Below are 19967 nucleotides of genomic sequence, written 5' to 3' on the forward strand. Positions count from 1 at the left end.
TTCTGGCAGACTCTGTGCCTATGAGTGACTCGACCGTGACAGAATCGGAAGGTCGCGAGGAGGTGGCCGTTCCGCAGGCCGTCACGGGCGAGGACAGACAGGGTCTACGGCACCGGCTGCGCCGCCCGCACAGACCCCGGTTGTGGTTCGAGATCCTGCTCATCGCGGTGAGTTACTGGACGTACTCCCTGATCCGCAACGCGGTCCCGGAGCAGAAGGCCCAGGCGCTGCGCAACGCCGACTGGGTCTGGCGTCTGGAGCGCCAGGTGGGCGTCGCTGTCGAGGAGTCGGTCAACCACGCCGTGAACGCGGCGAATTGGCTGATCATCGGCATGAACTACTACTACGCCACGCTGCACTTCGTGGTCACGCTGGGTGTTCTGGTGTGGCTGTACCACTGGCATCCCGGCCGCTATGCGGCGACCCGGCTGGCGCTGTTCGCGGCCACGGGAGTGGCGCTCGTCGGCTACTACCTGTTCCCGCTGGCCCCGCCCCGGCTGATGAACGGCGGCCGCTTCGTGGACACGGTGACGGTCCACCACACCTGGGGCTCGATGGCCTCGGGCGACCTGAAGCACATGTCGAACCAGTACGCGGCGATGCCGTCCATGCACATCGGCTGGTCGCTGTGGTGCGGGCTTACGATCTTCGCGCTGGCGTCCGTGCCGTGGGTGCGCGTGCTGGGCCTGCTCTACCCGGCGACCACACTGCTGGTGATCGTTGCCACGGCCAACCACTTCTGGCTGGACGCGGTGGGCGGCGTCCTCTGCCTGGCCTTCGGCTTCACGGTGGCCCTGCTCTGGTACGGCAGCCTGCCGTACGCCCTGCCGAGGCTGGTGCCGGCCCCTGCCCGGGCCGCCGCGCCGGCTCGGCTGCCGTCCGCGTAGAAGGCTCAGCTTCCGTCCGCGTAGAACAGGTCCTGCACGACCGTGCGCGCCCTGCGGGTCGTACGGCGGTAGGCGTCCAGCATGTCCCCGGCGTGCCCGGCGCCGTAGCCCAGGTAGCGGCCGACCGCGGCCAGCTCGCGGGGTTCGGTCGGGAAGGTGTCCCCGGCCCGGCCGCGGACCAGCATGACCGCGTTGCGCACCCGGGTGGCCAGCACCCAGGCCTCGTCCAGCACGGCCGCGTCCTCGGCGGCGATCAGCCCGGCCGCGTGGGCGTGGGCCAGGGCCTCACGGGTGCGAGTGGTGCGCAGGCCGTGCTCGTGCCAGCCGTGGCGCATCTGGATCAGCTGGACGGTCCACTCGACGTCGGACAGCCCGCCGGGGCCGAGCTTGGTGTGCAGCCTGGGGTCGGCGCCGCGCGGCAGGCGCTCGGCCTCCATCCGCGCCTTCAGCCGGCGGATCTCGCGCACCGCGTCGTCGCCCAGGCCCCGCTCCGGATAGCGCAGCGGGTCGATCAGTTCCCTGAAGCGGCGGCCCAGGTCCTCGTCACCGGCGACCGGTTCGGCCCGCAGCAGCGCCTGCGACTCCCAGACCAGGGACCAGCGGCGGTAGTAGGCCTCGTACGATTTCAGGGTGCGCACCAGCGGGCCGGACTTGCCCTCGGGGCGCAGGTCCGCGTCGATGAGCAGCGGCGGGTCGGCGCTGGGCAGCTGCAGCAGGCGGCGCATCTCGGCGACGACCTTGTTCGCTGCCTCCGCGGCCTCCCGCTCGTCCACTCCGTCCTGCGGCTCGTGCACGAACAGCACGTCGGCGTCGGAGCCGTAGCCCAGCTCGTGGCCGCCGAAACGGCCCATCCCGATGATCGCGAACCGGGTCGGCAGGGTGTCGCCCCAGCCGTCGCGGACCACCGCGCGCAGGGTGCCCGCGAGGGTGGCCGCGGTCAGGTCGGAGACGGCGGCACCGACCCGGTCCACCAGGGCGCCCTGGTCGGCCTCGGCGGGGCTCGTCTCGGTGCCGTACGAGGAGACGATGTCCCCGGCGGCCGTACGGAACAGCTCGCGGCGGCGGACCCCGCGGGCCGCGGTGACGCCCTGCTCGGCGTTCTCGGCGCGGCCGGCGGCGGCGAGGATCTCCTGCTCCAGCGGGGCGCGGTCGCGCGGATCCAGACCGCCGCCGCCGTCGCCGTCGCCCAGCAGGGCCACCGCCTCGGGGGCGCGCATGAGCAGGTCGGGGGCGAGGCGGCCCGCCGACAGGACGCGGGCCAGGTTCTCGGCGGCCGCGCCCTCGTCCCTGAGGAGCCTGAGGTACCAGGGGGTCTTGCCGAGCGCGTCGGAGACCTTGCGGAAGTTGAGCAGGCCCGCGTCCGGGTCGGCGGAGTCGGCGAACCAGCCGAGGAGGACGGGCAGCAGGGTGCGCTGGATGGCCGCCTTGCGGGTCACGCCGGAGGCCAGGGCCTCCAGGTGGCGCAGGGCGGCGGCCGGGTCGGCGTAGCCCAGGGCGACCAGGCGCTCGCGGGCCGCCTCCGCGCTCAGCCTGGCCTCGCCGGGGGCGAGTTGGGCCACGGCGTCGAGCAGCGGGCGGTAGAAGAGCTTCTCGTGCAGGCGGCGTACGACACCGGTGTGCCGCCTCCACTCGCGCTGCAGCTCGGCCACCGGGTCGGTGCGCAGGCCCAGGGAGCGGCCGAGGCGGCGCAGGTCGGCCTCCGCCTCGGGGACGAGGTGGGTGCGGCGCAGCCGGTAGAGCTGGATGCGGTGCTCCATGGAGCGCAGGAAACGGTAGGCCTCGTCGAGGCGGGCGGTGTCCTCGCGGCCCACGTAGCCGCCGGCGGCGAGTGCCTGGAGGGCGTCGAGAGTGGTGCCGCTGCGCAGGGAGGGGTCGGTGCGGCCGTGCACCAGCTGGAGGAGCTGGACGGCGAACTCGACGTCCCGCAGGCCGCCGGGACCCAGTTTGAGCTCGCGCTCGACCTCCGCGGCGGGGATGTTCTCCACCACCCTGCGGCGCATCTTCTGCACGTCGGCCACGAAGTTCTCGCGCTCGGCCGCCTTCCAGACGAGGGGTTCGAGCGCGTCGACGTACGCCTGTCCCAGGGTGGTGTCCCCGGCCACCGGGCGGGCCTTGAGCAGGGCCTGGAACTCCCAGGTCTTGGCCCAGCGCTGGTAGTAGGCGAGGTGGCTGCTGAGGGTGCGGACGAGGGGGCCGTTGCGGCCCTCGGGGCGGAGGTTGGCGTCCACCGGCCAGATCGAGCCCTCGATGGTCGTCTCGGAGCAGATCCGCATCATGTGCGAGGCCAGCTTGGTCGCGGATTTGAGGGCCTTTCCCTCGTCCGCGCCCTCGGCCGCCTCAGCCACGAAGATCACGTCCACGTCCGAGACGTAGTTCAGCTCGTGGCCGCCGCACTTGCCCATCGCGATCACCGCGAGGCGGCACACCGCGGCGTCCCCGGGGGCGGCGGCCACAGCCATGGCCAAGGCCGTGCGGAGGGTGGCCGTGGCCAGGTCGGCCAGTTCGGCTGCGGTCTCGTGGAGGTCCGTGGTGCCGCACACGTCACGGGCCGCTATCGACAGCAGGCAGCGGCGGTAGGCCACGCGCAGGGAGATGGGGTCGGCGGCCTCGGCCAGGCCGCGCTCGAACTCCTCCACGCCCGGGTGCAGGTCCCGGGGCTCGTAGGTGACCAGGGCCTGCCAGTCGCTGGGGTGGCGGGCGAGGTGGTCGGCGAGGGCGGCGGAGGCGCCGAGGACGCCCAGGAGGCGGTCCCGGAGGGGCTTGGCCGCTATCAGGGTGTCCAGCAGTTCGCGGCGGGCGGTGGGGGCGGGCTGGGACTCCAGGAGGCGGACCAGGCCGTGCAGGGCGAGGTCGGGGTCGGCGGTGGCGCCCAGGGCCTCCAGGAGGAAGGGATCGTCGCGGAGGGGGGCCAGTTCGCCGCTCTCCAGGAGACGCTCGGCGGCGGAGGGGTCGGTGAAGCCGTGCCGCAGCAGTCGCGTGAAGGTACTGCTCCTGCGCCCCGGCGTCATCCGTGGCCTCCCCTGGATCGCGGTCGTCCTGGCCAGAGCGTAACCGGAGAGGGCGCCTGCGGCGCATGGGCGGCTCCGTTGTGCTGGTGCGTCGTGCCTGCGGCGGGCTGCACGGCCCCCCTACGCGGGCGCGTCGTACCTGCGGCGAGCCGCACGGCTCCCCTACGCCGACGCCTCCTCCCAGCGGCAGCCTGTTGTGCGGGCGCCTCGCGCCTGCGGCGAGCCGCACGGCTCCCCTACGCGGGCGCCTCCTCCCGGCGGCAGCCTGCACGGTGCGTCGTGGCTTGCGCCCTGCACCCGCGGCAGTTGCACGGCGCATCGCGGCTCGCGCCCCGCACCCGCGGCAGCCCGTTCGGGCGCGCGGTGCGGTGCGCCATGCCTGCGGCGGCCCCTGCGGGTGCTTCGTGGCTTGGGTCGCGTCCGTTGTGGTGGGTGGGCCGGGGCCGCGCCGGGTGGTGTCCGTCCTCGGTCCGGCGGGCTGTGGGGTGAGTCCTGACCGAGTTCTCGCCGGCCGCCGCGAGCGGACACCACCCGGCGCGTCCCCTCCCCGCCGTGCGCGGGTGCGGCGTCGTGGGGGCGCGGTACGGCCGGAAGGACGGCCGCAGTGGGCAGGCGAGGTTCTCGGTTTTGGTGGCACCGGGCGCCGTTTTCGGCTTCGGTAAGGGGGCGACGTTCAGTCAGACGGGGAGGAGTCGTTTCATGGAGATGACGCTCGAGGTGATCCTGCTGCCCGTGTCCGATGTGGACCGGGCCAAGGAGTTCTACCGGGACAAGGTCGGCTTTCACGTCGATCTCGACGGTGAGGTGATGGAGGGCGTGCGGATCGTGCAGCTCACGCCGCCCGGGTCGGGGTGTTCCATCGCGCTCGTCGACGGGTTGCAGGTGCCCACGGGGACGCCTCGGCCGGGGACGTACCACGGGATGCAGCTGTGTGTGACGGATGCCAAGGCCGCGTACGAGGAACTGACCGCGCGAGGGCTCGAGGTGAGTGAGCCGGTGCAGTTCGCGCCTCAGGACGGGGCCACGTTCATGTACTTCAAGGATCCGGACGGGAACGGGTGGGCCATCCAGGAGTACAAGCGGCGGGTCACCGAGCCGCTGCATCAGGTGCTCGCCGCACTGGCCCACCGGGAGAAGTAGTTCACGTGGTCTTCATCCTCCGGGTTGAGTGACAGGGAGCGGGGGAATGTTGACGCGCGCATGCCCTCGGTCCCGGGCGGGCCGCGCACCGCCTCGGGCACTTCGGGCACCGGAGTCTGCCTGCAGGCGGTGCCCGACCCGGTCTCGGTCACCTACCGCGCCCTGATCCTGGACTCCCGTCTCCGCACCCGGGACCACTACGACGTCCCGGGCATCCCCTCCCGGGCCCGGGTCTCCCCCCACCGCGACGCCGGCGACCAAGGGCAGCTCCCATCTGGTCCGGGGCGACCTGCACACGCGCACGGTCACCACCCTGCACACGAACGTCGAGTGCCCCCCTCTCCCCCGACGGCACCCGCGTCGCGTACAAGAAGCGGGTCAAGGGCCTGCCAAGAACGCCCCTCGGCGCCTGTACGTCCTCGGCCTGCGCGCGATGCGCGAGACTCCCCTCGCCGAGCCGCGAGGTTCCGGCGGACGGGTCGGGGCAGTCCCGGCGGATCAGCAAGGCGGCGGTGTCGCCCGCGTTCCTGCGCTGATCGGAGCAGCGGGCGGGTCACAGTAGGTACATGGACGACACAGACCTTCTGGCCCAGGGCCGTGTGGCCACCCGGCTGCCCGCCCAGGACCTGGACCGGGCCCGCCGTTTCTACTCCGAGGTGCTCGGTCTGGAGCCCGTCGACGAACGCCCGGGCGGGCTGCTGTACCGGTGCGGGGGCACGGACTTCGTCGTGTTCCGCTCGTCGGGATGCTCGCCCGGCACCTTCACGCAGATGGCCTGGGAGGTCGAGGACATCGAGGCCGTCGTCGCGGAGCTGCGGCGGCGCGGGGCGGTCTTCGAGGAGGTCGACCAACCCGGCTTCCACACCCGGGACGGCATCGCCGAGATCGACGGCAACTACCCGAGCAAGGGCGCCCGGGGCGAGCGTGGTGCCTGGTTCCGGGACAGTGAGGGCAACCTGATGGGCATCGGCCAGCCCATCCGCTGAGGGGGCACCCGCAACCCTCTCCGGGGCGCCGGTCAGGCGAGCGTCGAGGTGTCGATGACGAAGCGGTAGCGCACGTCCGAGGCGAGCATCCGCTCGAAGGCTTCGTTGATCTTCGCGGCCGGGATGATCTCGACCTCGGCGCCGATGCCGTGTTCGCCGCAGAAGTCGAGCATGTCCTGGGTCTCGCGGATGCCGCCGATGAGCGAACCGGCGCAGATGCGGCCGTGCATGACGAGGGAGAGCACGTTCAGTGAGAGCGCTTCGGGGGGAGCACCGACGTTGATCAGGACTCCGCCCGGCTTCAGCAACCCGAGGTGGGAGTCCAGGTCGACTCGCGCGCTGACCGTGTTGACGATGAGGTCGAAGGCACCGGCGAGCTGCTCGAAGGTGGCCGGGTCGCTGGTGGCGAAGTACTGGCGGGCGCCGAGGCGCAGGCCGTCGTCCATCTTCTTCAGCGACTGGGACAGGACGGTGACCTCCGCACCCAGGGCGTGGGCGATCTTGACCGCCAGGTGACCGAGTCCGCCGAGCCCGACGACCGCGGCCTTCCTGCCGGGACCCGCGCCCCAGCGTCGCAGCGGGGAGTACGTGGTGATGCCCGCGCACAGCAGTGGAGCGGCCTCGTCCAGGGCGAGAGCGTCGGGGACACGGACGACGAAGTCGTCGTTGACGACGATGTGCGTGGAATAGCCGCCCTGTGTGAGGGTGCCGTCCTCGTCGACGGAGCCGTACGTGAGGGTGTTGCCGTTCAGGCAGTACTGCTCCTCGCCCCTCAGACAGGGTTCGCACGCCCGGCAGGAGTCGACCATGCAGCCGACGCCGACTCGGTCACCGGGAGCGTACGCGGTGACCTCGGAACCGACCTCGGCGACGACGCCGGCTATCTCGTGGCCGGGGACCATCGGATAGGACGCCGGGCCCCATTCACTGCGGACGTTGTGGATGTCCGAGTGGCAGATACCTACGTACTTGATCTCTATCAGGACGTCGTGCGGGCCCACGTCCCGTCGCTCGACGGTCGTGGGGATGAGCGGTTCGGTCGCGGACGTCGCGGCGTAGGCGGGAACGGTGAGCACGTGTCTCTCCCGTACTTCGAGGGTGCGTGGGTCGCAACAGCGGACATCTCCACCCTGCGCCACACCCTCGGCCCGAGCCACCCGAGCGGGTGGCGGCCGGCTTCAGGAGCCGGGCTGCGAAGCGCCGTGGGGGCGGCACGACACCAGCTTCACCCGGGACCAAGACGTGTGCACGCCCGACTGATGAGGCCAGGCAAGGAGTGCGCGTCCCTTTCTCAACTTCCGGCTCACAGGCCAGGATCATCGAACTGGTCGAGAAGAAAGTCGACCGGGGCGAGGCCCGAGGCGACGGATGCGCCGTCGTGAAGAAACTGCTCCGTCCAGATGACCTTGCCGTGAGTGGTGTACCGCGTCCCCCATCGCTGGGCGAACTGCGCCACCAGGAACAGCCCCCGCCCGCCTTCGTCGGTGGTCGCCGCCCGCCGCATGCGCGGCGACGTGCCGCTTCCGTCCGACACCTCGCAGATCAGACAGCGTCCGTGGAGCAGCCGTACGCCGACCGGTGGCGAGCCGTACCGGATCGCGTTCGTGACCAACTCGCTGACGATCAGCTCCGTGGCGAATGCGGTCTCCTCCAGCCCCCACTCCAGCAACGTCTCCCGGCAGCGCGCCCGCACCGAGGGAACCACCGCCGGGTCCGGCGGCACGTCCCACATGGCCACATCCGAGCGCGGGAACCTCCGGGTACGTGCCGTCAACAGCGCGATGTCGTCGGAGGAGTGTGACGGCTTCAACGAGTCGATCACCGCCCGACACGTCTCCTCCGGCGTGCGGCCCCCGGACCCGCCCAACGCCCGGCGCAGTCGCTCCATCCCGACGTCGATGTCGTGGGTACGGTCCTCGACGAGGCCGTCGGTGTACAGCACCAGTTGCGAACCCTCCGGCAGGGACAGTTCCACGGTCTCGAAGGGGTAGCCGCCCAGGCCGAGCGGCGCCGAGACCGGCACGTCAGGACAGGTGACCGTCCCGTCCGGGCGCACCACCACCGGCTCCGGATGCCCCGCACGGGCCATCGTGCAGGCCTCCGTCACCGGGTCGTAGACCGCGTAGAGGCAGGTCGCTCCTGTCACGCCCTCGCCTTCCTGGCCTTCCCTGGCATCGTCCGCGTTCTCCTCGTTGTCCATGCGGACGACCAGGTCGTCCAGGTTCCCGAGCACCTCGTCCACGGGCAGGTCCAGGGTGGAGAAATTGTGCACCGCGGTGCGCAGCCGGCCCATCGTCGCCGCCGCGTGCAACCCGTGACCGACGACATCACCCATCACCAGAGCCACGCGAGCGCCCGGAAGCGGGATGACGTCGAACCAGTCACCGCCCACCCCCGCCTCCGCGGGCATATACCGCCAGGCCACCTCCAGTGCGTCCTGCTCCGGCTGCCGCCGCGGCAGCAGGCTGCGCTGCAGCGTCACCGCCATCGCGTGCTCCCGGGTGAACCTCCGGGCGTTGTCGATGGCCACCGCCGCCCGGGCGGCCAGTTCCTCCGCGAAGGTGAGATCCTCCGGCTCGAACGCCGGGGAATCCACCGTCCGGTAGAAGTTCGCCACGCCCAGTGGTACGTTCCGCGCCCGCAGCGGCACGGCCACCAGCGAACGCAACCCGCGCTCCAGGGCCTTGCCGGCGCGCTCCGGATCCTGTTCCCGCCAGCCATGCGCCTGCCGCAGGTCCTCCTCCAGCACGACCCGTCGCTCCTGCAGCGACCGCATCTGCGGCGTTCGGCGCGAGAACGTGATCACTTCCCCCAGCGGATACACCGGTACCATCCGCTGCTCGCCGCCGATCGCCGCCCGGCGCAGATGCCGCCAGCCCTCCGCGGTGGGCTCCCACCCCCGCAGCACCGCTTCGAGCAGGTCCACCGTCACGAGGTCGGCGAACTGCGGCACCGCCACGTCGGCGAGCTCCTGGGCCGTACGCTCCACATCCAGCGTGGTCCCGATCCCCACCCCGGCCTCGTACAGCAGCTTCAGCCGCTCCCGCGCGACCTCGGCCCGCCCCGAGACCGCCGCCAGCTCCGTGGTGTCCCGCAGCGTCACCACGCTGCCCTCCGGGTCGGCCTGCGGGTACGTCGGCCGCTTGTTCACCGCCAGCAACCGGTCCCCCGCGAGACAGACCTCATCGGTGACCGCCTCCGGCGACGACAGCAGACGCGTGATCGGCTCCGGCAGTCCCAGCTCCTGCACCGGGCGCCCCCGCACGTCCGCCGGCAGTCCGAGCAGCCGTGTCGCCTCGTCGTTGGCCATCAGCAGTCGCCCGTCGGCGTCGGTGATCAACACTCCTTCCCGCACCGCGTGCAGGACCGCGTCGTGGTGCCTGTACAGCTCCGCCAGCTCCGCCGGCGCCATGCCGTGCGTCTGCCGCCGCAGCCGCCGGGACACCAGCGTCGTTCCCGTCACGGCCAGCGCTAGCGCTGCCACGCCGCTGCCCAGGATGATCGGCAGCTCTGGCAGCCACAGCACCGCCACGTTCCTGACCGTGATTCCGGCGGAGACCAGGCCGACCACCTTGCCGTGCGAGTCGGTCACCGGGACCACCGCCTGCACGTCCGTCCCCTTGCCCGCGGGCAGAGGCGGCCCGCCGGCCTGCTCGACGACGGTACGGCCCTTCAGCGCCGGTTCGATGGTGCCGACGAACTTCTTCCCGATCTCCCGCGGGTAGGGATACGTGTAACGAATCCCGTCCGTGTTCATGGCGATGACGAAGTCCACGCCCGCGCGCTTCCGCGCCTCCTCGGCCCGGGGCTGGAGCACCGCCGTCGGATCCGGGCTCTGCAGCGCCTCGGCCACGCCAGGAGCACTCGCGAACGACTGCGCCGCGACGATCGACTCCCTGCGCCCCTGCTGCAAGGCGCCATTTGCCGCCTGGAGCACCATGACCCCCACGGCGGCCACGACCAGCAGGACCACGACCACCGACAAACTCACCCAGCCTTGGGCGATCGAAATCCGAAACCCCGTCAAACATAAGCAGAATCTTCACTGTGTCTGGGTTCAGGGCACCGGCGTCCAGGAAATCAATGGCATGAGGCTTGATTGGGCGTGTCACTCAGATGACCAATCGCCCACCCATGTCACCGGATACGCTCTAGGCCTCCTCGATAGATCACATCGTCTTAATACCGTACCTTTCGCTCCTGCCGGGAGCAGTGAAGTACGGGATGCCGATGTCACCGCCATTTGGCCCTAATAAGAGCTGTCCCGTCAACCACCAGGTCGCCATCGACGCCGACACCCGGCTCGTCGTCACCGTCGGCCGGCCACTGCCGGGCAACCGCAACGACTGCAAGGCATGGGAGCTGTCCGGTGCAGAAGAGGCCATCGGCAAGACCACGGTCATCGCGGACGGCGGCTACCGGGGCACCGGCCTGGTCATCCCGCACCGCCGCGAGAAAGGCCAGACCGCGCTCCCGGCCTGGAAGGAGGAACCCAACACTTCCCACCGCAAAGTCCGCGCCCGCGTCGAGCACGCCTTCGCCCGGATGAAGACCTGGAAGATCCTCGAACAGTGTGGTCTTTCGTCTGGACTTGGTGGCGATATGGGCGTCAAAATTCTGGCGGCCCGGTTACCACCCATTGAAACGCCGGTCCGTTATCGCGGGTGAATTCCCGCAATGTGCTGCCCACACGAGCGATGACTTCCAGACCGGTCGGTCCCAGGGTGCTTTGAATCATAGTGACCGCGTCCACCATGCCTAGGTCTGTACCAAATCTTGTTGGCCCACGCCAGGGCAGAGCAGGCTCGTCATTGAACCGAGCGAAGTGACCCAGACCCCCCTCGCGCAGTGGAGTCACTAGTTCGAAATTTCCGTTATGCCCCAAATCGCTTTGAAGAAGGACCGGGTTCCCCGTGACCCCGTCCGCAATGAACATTGGCCTGCTCCAGGGCGTGCCGGGATCCCCGCGGGAGAAGTGGTGGAGCGAGTCACCGATGCGGGCCGCGACTTCGAAGTTTCCAGGTCCAAAGGTACTTTGGATCAGGCTGACCGCCTCGACGTGGCCAAATTCGGTGGCGAATCGCGCTGGGCCAAGCCATGGGGTGCCGGGATCCGCGCGAAAGAAGTGGGCCAGCCCGCCCTCGGCCATGGGCGTCACGACTTCGAAGTTTCCGGGGCCGAAGTTGCTTTGGATGAACGCAGGAGTTCCACTCACCCCGGATCCGATAGGGATTGGCCCGAACCATGCAAAGGGCGGCGTGGACTCGCGAAAGAAGTGCTTGAGCTGGTCACCGATGCGGGCCACGACTTCGAAGTTTCCAGGTCCAAAGGTACTTTGGATCAGGCTGACCGCATCGACAAATCCAACGTCGACAGCGAATCGCGTCACGAAATCCCAGAAGAAGGAACCTGCCTTGTTTTGGGACGCGTGACCGATACCTCTCCTTTCCAGGGGTGCCGCACACTCGAAATTGTTTCGACCCCCAAAATTGCTTTGAATGAGCGCGGGGACCCCGCGGACACCTGGCAAGTTCAGGGCAGAATCGCGGCAAACGGCGATAAGGCCAGCGGTCACATCGGCCACGATGTGCAGCATGTCATCGCCCGACGCATCTTCCCACAGGGGGTGAAACTCTTTCCCCCACTCGACTACGAAAGCGAATATCTTGCCCTGACTCGAATCGACGGAATGACGAGAGCTGGCATAGTCATCACTCGTTCCGCTAGTTGGGTAAAGATTGGCCGAAGGCATCCCACTGTAAAACTTGCCGCGCACCAGGTGGACGCCGTTTATAAAAGTCTCCGCAATGGATCTCAAAACCTCAAGATCGGCCGATTTAATGAACTCTCCATAGGCGGCATCCCCCCTAACGCCGCGCTTCCCATCAAAGTCGGAGTTGAGAAAATGCATTGACGCATCGATCGTTTGACTGTCATCGTCACCCCAAGCGAACAGGAAATCCTGGGAGTAGCTGTGAATGTCCCCGAACCAGCGGATTTCCGGGTGGGAATCGAATAGAAATTTCACATTCTGAGTCTCCGGTTCGGAGAACGGAGCCGGGCCATGATACTCCTCGTGATCACATGGGTCAGTCGACGTATGCTCGCGCACCTTCGAGAGGGGAGAGAATGCGTTGTCGAAGTCGAAGAGGAAGTCAAAGTTCCGATTGATATCAACGCCGACACATTCGGAACGACCACCAGAGTTGGCTGGATTTCGGTTCTTGCGCCAATAGTGTGCTTCCTCGGGGCCAGTGTCGTGGATCAGACTGTAATGGCGACCGTCAGGGTTGACTTGCGGGAAGAGCAGAATGTCAAGCCGATTGAGAATCACCTGCACATCAGACGCTGCGAAGAATGCGCCTCCGTAGCGCAAACTCGAATGATCAGTAAATGCCCTCAGGAGGTCCGTTGCCAGATTGATTAGTATCTCGCAACTGCCCCACTCGCGTGCGTGCAAGCCACCTGTGAAAAATATGGCTGGCCGATTGTCGGCCATCCCGTTTCTTAGCCTGATCGCATGGCAGGTCCGGCCCTCGACGGTTCGATGAGGCAACTCGATCAGCTCGCAAAGCGATGGGAAGGACGCGGCTAGATTAGACAGTGCGCTCTCTACCTCTTCAACATTTAGGTATCTGTTCGGGTCGGTCATGATCGCTTCAAATCCTCTCTCCGACGCCAGACGGAATCGAGCCATCAGCAAAGCAATTGCCCTGTACGACTACATCTCGCCGGGCCAGGTCTATGGCTGTCTGATCAGCCACGATCTCAACGGCAATGCCTCTATTGCGCAGAATCTCGAGCTTCTCGCTCGGCGCATAACACTCAATTCGGCCCACACCGTCGTCCCCCAGGCGGATACCCCCGGCTGCATAGATGTCCCGGTGGAACTCCCGCACTGCTGACGACAAGAGATCCAGGTTCGCCATCGCCAGCACCGCGCGCATGATCCGTAGTCCAGGAGCGCGCGCATACAGGGCGGTCAAGTTCGCCAGGGCACCCTCCCGACTCGAGTCATCACCGTGCACGAGGTGGATACTGGCGGACTCAGCGCCGGCGGTGACGGCGTCGGGAAGGTGATCATTGGCGGCCAGCAGTCCCGACAACGAACTCAGTTGGGCGGCAATCTGCAGAACATCCGCACCAGGGACGGCGGCCGCCCGCTCATACGCGGTAATCGTCTCGCGCGCCACGGCCACGGCGTCGGCATCGCGTTGCACAGCCCACAACCGGAAGGCCAGCGAATGCAGGAAGGACGCCAGGTCAAACCGGTACACAGCGAGTTGACCGGAGTCCAGGGTGTGACTTTTGAGCACGTCGACAGCAGCCTGCTGCGCAGTGACCGCATCAAGAAGGTGATCATTGGCGGCCAGCAGTCCCGACAACGAACTCAGTTGGGCGGCAATCTGCAGAACATCCGCACCAGGGACGGCGGCAGACGCTCGCAGAGCCTCGATCTCAGACGCTTCCGGCCCAGACGCTGGGGTCCCCTCTGGCATCAGGCACCTCCTTGTCTCGGCCCGCCTCGCCGGCCACAGGGCTGGTGCTGCCACTGATCCGCCAGGTCGAGTTTCCAGCGCTCCGCCGACCAGCGAACTAACGGACATTGACGATGAGCGCATCACGGGTTGGTTCGATACCTTCGATGACCACTCCGCAGCCAGAGCTCAACCACCGGCCCCCTATGCCAGGCAAACAGACACCGGCCGCTGACGCAAACGGGGGCGGTCTGGATCGTGCAGGCCACCGGTGCCGTCTTCCATGCCCTGCTGATGTAGGCGTGGCATCAGAATCGAACTCCTAGGAACTCCCCCGGCACGACGGCCCAGGAGCTGTGAGACACCGTGGGGCCGACGGTCCGCGACCGTCGGCCCCACGGGATCGTTTCGCCGGGAAACCCACTCGACCTGCCCTTACAGCACCGGCAGGTTCTTCCGCAGCTCGAACGCCGTCACCTCGGAGCGGTACTCCTCCCACTCCGACTTCTTGTTGCGCAGGAAGAAGTCGAAGACGTGCTCGCCGAGGGTCTCGGCGACCAGGTCGCTGCGCTCCATGAGGGTGAGGGCCTCGCCGAGGTTCTGCGGGAGGGGTTCGATGCCCATGGCGCGGCGCTCGGCGTCCGAGAGGGCCCAGACGTCGTCCTCGGCGCCCGGCGGGAGTTCGTAGCCCTCCTCGATGCCCTTGAGGCCGGCGGCCAGCAGCAGCGCGTACGCCAGGTACGGGTTGGCGCCGGAGTCCAGGGAGCGGACCTCCACGCGCGCGGAGCCGGTCTTGCCGGGCTTGTACATCGGCACGCGGACCAGGGCCGAGCGGTTGTTGTGGCCCCAGCAGATGTAGGAGGGGGCCTCGCCGCCGGCGCCGGCCGTGCGCTCGGAGCCGCCCCAGATGCGCTTGTAGGAGTTCACCCACTGGTTGGTGACCGCGGAGATCTCCGCCGCGTGCTTGAGCAGGCCCGCGATGAAGGAGCGGCCGACCTTGGAGAGCTGGTACTCCGAGCCGGACTCGTAGAACGCGTTCCGGTCACCTTCGAACAACGACAGGTGCGTGTGCATGCCGCTGCCCGGGTGTTCGGAGAAGGGCTTCGGCATGAAGGTCGCCTGGACGCCCTGTTCCAGGGCCACCTGCTTCATGACCAGGCGGAACGTCATGATGTTGTCCGCCGTGGAGAGTGCGTCGGCGTAGCGCAGGTCGATCTCCTGCTGGCCGGGGGCGCCCTCGTGGTGGGAGAACTCGACCGAGATGCCCATCGACTCCAGCATGGTGATCGCCTGGCGGCGGAAGTCCATGCCGACGTTGGTCGGGGTGTGGTCGAAGTAGCCCGAGTTGTCCGCCGGGGTGGGGCGGGAGCCGTCCAGCGGGCGGTCCTTGAGCAGGAAGAACTCGATCTCGGGGTGGGTGTAGAAGGTGAAGCCCAGGTCGGAGGTGCGGGCCAGGGCGCGCTTGAGCACGTAGCGCGGGTCCGCGAAGGACGGTGAGCCGTCGGGCATGAGGATGTCGCAGAACATGCGGGCCGTGCCCGGGGTCTCCGCACGCCACGGCAGGACCTGGAAGGTGGAGGGGTCCGGCTTGGCGATCATGTCGGACTCGTAGACCCGGGCGAAGCCCTCGATGGCGGAGCCGTCGAAGCCGATGCCCTCGTCGAAGGCCTGCTCCAGCTCGGCCGGGGCCACGGCGACGGACTTGAGGAAGCCCAGCACGTCCGTGAACCAAAGGCGTACGAACCGGATGTCGCGCTCCTCCAAGGTCCGGAGCACGAACTCCTGCTGCTTGTCCATCTTCCGCTTCCCCATCCTTGCTGGTCAGGCCGCCTGGGAGCATCTCACCACAACACCGTTTCAAGCGCGTTGCGGACCTTGATCGCCCTGGCGTCCTAGGCCTGAATGCCTGTCGTACGGCAGGTGTACTGCTCTGCCGCCCATCTTGCCTCCTCTCACCGACATCCGTAATGGCCGGTCCGCTTCCCCAGTGAGCGAAGCCACACCCAGTTAATTTGCATCTCAGATGCAAGTTTTCATAGCGTGCCGATCAGCCGAGCCGATCCGTCGAGCCGAGCAGTCGAGCCGTGAGGAGTCACGATGCTGTCCGAGCAGTCCGCAGCCACCGTCCGCGCCAGCCTTCCCGCCGTCGGCGCGGCCATCGGCGAGATCACCGAGCGCTTCTACGCCCGGCTGTTCGCCGCTCACCCCGAACTGCTGCGGGACCTCTTCAACCGCGGCAACCAGGCCGCCGGCTCCCAGAAGCAGGCCCTCGCCGGATCCATCGCCGCCTTCGCCACGCACCTGCTGGAGCACCCGGACCGGCGGCCCGACGCCCTGCTCGGCCGTATCGCGCACAAGCACGCCTCGCTGGGCGTGGCCCCCGAGCAGTACCCGGTGGTCCACGAGCACCTCTTCGCCGCCATCGTCGAGGTCCTGGACGAGGCGGTCACGCCCGAGGTCGCCGCCGCCTGGGACGAGGTGTACTGGCTGATGGCGAACGCGCTCATCGCCATCGAGAAGCGGCTGTACGAGGAGAGCGGCAGCACGCGGCGACGGCCGTGGGAGGTCGTGGAACGTGTCGAGGAGACGGCGGACGTCGTCACCTTCCGGCTGCGGCCCGCCGACGGCGGCCCGGTGCGCGACTTCCGCGCCGGGCAGTACGTCTCCGTCCAGGTCGAGCTGGCCGACGGGGCCCGGCAGATACGGCAGTACAGCCTGTCCGGCGCGCCCGGCGAGACGCTCCGCCAGTTCAGCGCCAAGCGCGTGCAGGGCGACGACGCCACGCCCGAAGGCGAGGTCTCGAACCACCTCCACGCGCGCGTGCGCGAGGGCGACGTCCTCGACCTCTCCGAGCCGTACGGCGACCTCGTGCTCGGCGACACCGCCGGCCGGCCGCTCCTGCTCGCCTCCGCGGGCATCGGCGTGACCCCGATGATCGCGATGCTCGCCGCACTGGCGGCCGACGGCCACGCCGCCCCGGTCACGGTCGTGCACGGCGACCGCTCCCCCGCCGACCACGCCCTGCGCGCCGACCACGAGGCGTACGCCGCCAAGCTCCCGGACGCGTCCACGCACTTCTTCTACGAGCGTGACGCCGAGCCCGGGACCCGCACCGGCCTGGTCGACCTCACCGACGTCGCAGTGCACCCCGGCACGCGCGCGTACCTGTGCGGCCCGCTGCCCTTCATGCGCGCGGTGCGGTCACAGCTGATCGAGCAGGGCGTGGCTCCGGCGGACATCCACTACGAGGTGTTCGGGCCGGACCTCTGGCTCGCCCAGGGCTGACGGATGCGGCCCGGGCCACCGCCACGCAGGCCGTGCGCGGCGGTGGCCGCAGGGTGGTTCTCAGGCCCCGAAGCGCCGCGCCCCCTCCCGGCCGATCTCCTGGTTCTCGGTCACGTACGGGCGCAGCTCCTGCTCGTAGGCCGCGAAGGCCTTGGTGTGGTCGTCGGAGGCGGCGAGGTGGCGGGCGAGGGTGTGGGCGCCGACCAGGGCCTGGGAGGTGCCCATGCCGGAGGTCGGGGCGGCGCAGTAGCCCGCGTCGCCCACCAGGACCACGCGGCCCTCGGACCAGCGGTCCAGGTGCACCTGGCAGGCCGAGGAGAAGTAGAAGTCGGTGGCGGCGGACATGTCCTCCAGCAGGCGGGGCAGCAGCCAGCCCGCGCCGGCCATCCGGTCCCGGGTGACGCGCTCCTGTTCCGCGCGGTCCAGCAGGTCCAGTGCCGCGGAGTCGCTGGCGAAGGACAGGCTGACGGACATCCGGTCCCGGTCCGCCGCGCTGAACGTGTAGACCGCCCGACCGGGGGTCTGCCACAGCGCTCCCCGGTGGTCCAGGCCGAGGTGGTTGGCCGTGCTGAAGCCGACGCCCGAGAGGCCGAGGTGGCGGATCGCCTCGGAGTGCGGGGCGAAGACCAGGCGGCGCACCACGGAGTAGATGCCGTCGGCGCCGACCACCAGGTCGTACGTGTCCGGGGCGGACCGCTCGAAGCCGACCCGGACACCGGTCGCGTCCTGATCGATGCGGTTGATCGAGTCGTCGAAGACGTACCGCACCGTCCGAGCCGTGTGCTCGTGGAGGATGCGGGTCACCTCGCGCTTGGGGACCTCCAGCTCACCGGCGAAGGTCTCGGGCGGCAGCTCGCCGGCGCGGTCGCCGTCGGCGTCCAGGAGGTCGGTGCCCGTCATCCCGGTGGCGTGGGCGCGCATCTCCTCCAGGATGCCCAGTTCCTCCAGCACCTCGAAGGCCGGTCCCCGGAAGTCGACGGCGTAGCCGCTGTCGCGCAGGGCCGGGGCCCGCTCGACGACGGTCACCTCGTGGCCGTCGCGGTGCAGCAACCAGGCCAGGGCGGGTCCGGCGACACTCGCGCCGGAGATCAGGATCCTCATACGTACCCCCGTTGTCGATCAATGCGGAGGTCCCAGCCTTCACGAGACCCAGGGAGTCGATCAACGGCCGTTTCCGGCCAGACGGCGGCCCTTCAGACGCCCCGCGGTCCCCTGGAGATGCCCAGCAGCAGGGGCCCCGTCGGTTCCGCCACCATGTCCCCCACCGTCACCGGGTCCAGCGTCGCGAAGAACGCCTCCTGGGCCCGGCGCAGGGCGCCCCGCAGGCGGCAGGCGGAGTTCAGGGGGCAGGGGGTCGTGCCGCCCTCGCAGTCGACGACGTCGCCGTCCCCCTCGAAGGTGCGCACGACCGCGCCCACGGACGCCGTACGGCCCCGTTCGGTGAGGGCGAGGCCGCCGCCCCTGCCGCGGCGGGCGTCGACCAGACCCAGGTGCTGGAGTTCCGCCACGACCTTCGCGGCGTGCGTGTACGGCACGTCCATGTCCGCCGCGACCTGGCGGGTCGTGGGGCTGGAGTCGCCGGCGACGGCGAGCCGCATGAGGACTCGCAGGGCCAGGTCGGTGGAGCGCAGCAACCGCATACCGCGAGGGTAGGTAATGCGCATCCGGGGTTCAAATTATCCGGTTGCTGCGCCCTCCCTACGGACAGGCACTCCCCGCGCACTACGATCAGCGAGCCCCACCATCCACGTCCCTTTCCCCCAAGAAGGACACCTCATGGGTTCCGCCAAGAACAGCAGCAGCGCGGCGCGCAAGGCCCGCATCGAGGAGTTGCGGCGCGCCGAGCGTGCCCGGGAGCGCCGTAACCGGGCCCTCACCATCGCCGCCAGCGTGGTGGTCGTCGGCGGTCTCGTCGTCGGCGGTGTGGTCCTCGTGAACTCGCAGTCGGACAAGTCCGGCAAGAACGACACGGTCTCGAGCGGCGACGCCAAGAACTCCGGGGACTCCGGGCACTTCACCACCGGCAAGGACGGGGTGCAGACCTGGTCCGGGAAGCTGGCGCGGACGCACGTGACGACCAAGGTGTCGTACCCGATGCACCCGCCGGTCGGTGGCAACCACAACCCGGTGTGGCTCAACTGCAACGGCGACGTCTACACCAAGCCCGTGCAGGACGAGAACGCCGTGCACGCGCTGGAGCACGGCGCGGTCTGGGTGACGTACACCGGCAAGGCGCAGAAGGCCGACGTCGACGCGCTCGCGGCCAAGGTGAAGAAGACGCCGTACTCGCTGATGAGCCCGTACGAGAACCAGGCCGCCCCGCTGGTCCTGTCGGCCTGGGGCCACCAGGTGGCCGTGAAGAGCGCGAGCGACCCGGAGGTGGACAAGTTCTTCGCCTCCTACGTGCAGGGCGCACAGACGCCCGAGCCGGGGGCCTCGTGCACCGGCGGGGTCATGAAGTGAGGCGGCAGCACATCGGCTGGGTGGCGGGCGCCGCGGCGGCGGTGCTCGTCGCCGCCGGGGCGATCACGTACGCGGTCGCCGAGGACGGCGGATCCGACACGAAGACGCCCGCGGCCGAGTCCGCCGACGCCGGGTTCGCGCGGGACATGGCCGTCCATCATCAGCAGGCCGTCGAGATGTCGTACATCGTGCGGGACCGCACGAAGGACGAAGAGGTGCGGCGGCTCGCGTACGACATCGCGCAGACGCAGGCCAACCAGCGCGGGATGCTGCTGGGCTGGCTGGATCTGTGGGGGCTGCCGAAGGTGTCGGCCGATCCGCCGATGACCTGGATGGGCATGGGCGACATGGCCTCCGGCAAGGACGGCGCACTGATGCCGGGCATGGCGACCAACACCGAGCTGAAGAAGCTCCAGTCGCTGAGCGGGAAGCAGGCGGAGATCTTCTATCTCCAGCTGATGACGGACCATCACAAGGGCGGTATCCACATGGCCGAGGGGTGTGTGGCCAAGTGCACCGTCGGGGTGGAGAAGCGGCTCGCGCAGGGCATGGTCGACGCGCAGCAGTCGGAGATCGAGCTGATGACCGGCATGCTCAAGGAACGGGGCGCACAACCCCGTTCGTAAGCCGCCGTACGGACGAAAGCCTCAAATCACCCTGGATTACGGTTACTTGAGCTTCTCTTGACCTTTGCGTTCCCCTGGCATGAACGGTTCATCG

14 protein-coding genes and 2 pseudogenes are annotated in these 19967 nt (G+C 69.0%); 8 read left to right on the forward strand and 8 right to left on the reverse strand.

What is annotated here, in order from left to right; genetic code table 11:
- Positions 1-20 precede the first annotated feature (20 nt).
- The gene (locus ACWC5O_RS36725; RefSeq protein WP_450590229.1) at positions 21-887 is read left to right on the forward strand and encodes a phosphatase PAP2 family protein; all 867 of its coding nucleotides are present in this window, start codon (positions 21-23) and stop codon (positions 885-887) included.
- Positions 888-892: 5 nt separating this feature from the next.
- Here the strand turns inward: ACWC5O_RS36725 and ACWC5O_RS36730 are convergent, their stop codons facing one another.
- Positions 893-3895: a bifunctional [glutamine synthetase] adenylyltransferase/[glutamine synthetase]-adenylyl-L-tyrosine phosphorylase gene (locus ACWC5O_RS36730; protein ID WP_450590228.1), complete on the reverse strand. Its 3003-nt coding sequence runs from the start codon at positions 3893-3895 to the stop codon at positions 893-895.
- A gap of 699 nt (positions 3896-4594) precedes the next feature.
- Here ACWC5O_RS36730 and ACWC5O_RS36735 point away from each other — a divergent pair.
- From ACWC5O_RS36735 to ACWC5O_RS36745, 3 genes and pseudogenes are all read left to right on the forward strand, one after another.
- Positions 4595-5035: a VOC family protein gene (locus ACWC5O_RS36735; RefSeq protein ID WP_450590227.1), complete on the forward strand. Its 441-nt coding sequence runs from the start codon at positions 4595-4597 to the stop codon at positions 5033-5035.
- Between the two features lie 66 nt (positions 5036-5101).
- Positions 5102-5571 (forward strand): annotated as a pseudogene (locus ACWC5O_RS36740) (hypothetical protein); the annotation flags it as partial.
- Positions 5572-5601: 30 nt separating this feature from the next.
- Positions 5602-6021 (forward strand): VOC family protein, encoded by a 420-nt coding sequence (locus ACWC5O_RS36745; RefSeq protein ID WP_450590226.1) that lies wholly within the window; start codon positions 5602-5604, stop codon positions 6019-6021.
- 32 nt (positions 6022-6053) lie between these two features.
- On the opposite strand, the gene ACWC5O_RS36750 is transcribed toward ACWC5O_RS36745, so the two are convergent.
- Both ACWC5O_RS36750 and ACWC5O_RS36755 read right to left on the reverse strand, forming a co-directional pair.
- On the reverse strand, positions 6054-7097 hold the full coding sequence (locus tag ACWC5O_RS36750) for an NAD(P)-dependent alcohol dehydrogenase (protein ID WP_450590225.1): 1044 nt from the start codon (positions 7095-7097) through the stop codon (positions 6054-6056).
- Between the two features lie 227 nt (positions 7098-7324).
- Complete coding sequence (locus ACWC5O_RS36755; RefSeq protein WP_450590303.1) at positions 7325-9961, reverse strand: SpoIIE family protein phosphatase; 2637 nt, start codon at positions 9959-9961, stop codon at positions 7325-7327.
- Between the two features lie 323 nt (positions 9962-10284).
- Here ACWC5O_RS36755 and ACWC5O_RS36760 point away from each other — a divergent pair.
- A pseudogene (locus ACWC5O_RS36760) lies at positions 10285-10602 on the forward strand (transposase); the annotation flags it as partial.
- 28 nt (positions 10603-10630) lie between these two features.
- Here the strand turns inward: ACWC5O_RS36760 and ACWC5O_RS36765 are convergent.
- From ACWC5O_RS36765 to glnA, 3 genes are all read right to left on the reverse strand, one after another.
- Complete coding sequence (locus tag ACWC5O_RS36765) at positions 10631-12673, reverse strand: M14 family metallopeptidase (protein ID WP_450590224.1); 2043 nt, start codon at positions 12671-12673, stop codon at positions 10631-10633.
- A gap of 7 nt (positions 12674-12680) precedes the next feature.
- Complete coding sequence (locus ACWC5O_RS36770) at positions 12681-13520, reverse strand: hypothetical protein (protein WP_450781163.1); 840 nt, start codon at positions 13518-13520, stop codon at positions 12681-12683.
- Positions 13521-13934: 414 nt separating this feature from the next.
- Positions 13935-15296, reverse strand: a complete 1362-nt coding sequence (gene glnA, locus ACWC5O_RS36775; protein WP_389184092.1) for a type I glutamate--ammonia ligase — start codon at positions 15294-15296, stop codon at positions 13935-13937.
- A 300-nt stretch (positions 15297-15596) separates the two neighbouring features.
- Here glnA and ACWC5O_RS36780 point away from each other — a divergent pair, with 300 nt between their 5' ends.
- Entirely contained in the window at positions 15597-16784 is a 1188-nt protein-coding gene (locus ACWC5O_RS36780; protein WP_450590222.1) for a globin domain-containing protein, read from the forward strand.
- 60 nt (positions 16785-16844) lie between these two features.
- Here the strand turns inward: ACWC5O_RS36780 and ACWC5O_RS36785 are convergent, their stop codons facing one another.
- Both ACWC5O_RS36785 and ACWC5O_RS36790 read right to left on the reverse strand, forming a co-directional pair.
- The gene (locus tag ACWC5O_RS36785; RefSeq protein ID WP_450590221.1) at positions 16845-17885 is read right to left on the reverse strand and encodes an FAD-dependent monooxygenase; all 1041 of its coding nucleotides are present in this window, start codon (positions 17883-17885) and stop codon (positions 16845-16847) included.
- Between the two features lie 92 nt (positions 17886-17977).
- Positions 17978-18424, reverse strand: coding sequence for an Rrf2 family transcriptional regulator (locus ACWC5O_RS36790; RefSeq protein ID WP_450590220.1), 447 nt, complete (start codon positions 18422-18424; stop codon positions 17978-17980).
- Positions 18425-18560: 136 nt separating this feature from the next.
- On the opposite strand from ACWC5O_RS36790, the gene ACWC5O_RS36795 reads away from it, so the two are divergent.
- Both ACWC5O_RS36795 and ACWC5O_RS36800 read left to right on the forward strand, forming a co-directional pair.
- Entirely contained in the window at positions 18561-19247 is a 687-nt protein-coding gene (locus ACWC5O_RS36795) for a DUF3105 domain-containing protein (protein WP_450590219.1), read from the forward strand.
- Positions 19244-19873 (forward strand): DUF305 domain-containing protein, encoded by a 630-nt coding sequence (locus ACWC5O_RS36800; RefSeq protein WP_450590218.1) that lies wholly within the window; start codon positions 19244-19246, stop codon positions 19871-19873. Before ACWC5O_RS36795 ends, ACWC5O_RS36800 begins: the two co-directional genes overlap by 4 nt.
- Positions 19874-19967 lie beyond the last annotated feature (94 nt).

It is taken from the genome of Streptomyces sp. NPDC001450 (assembly GCF_053597295.1).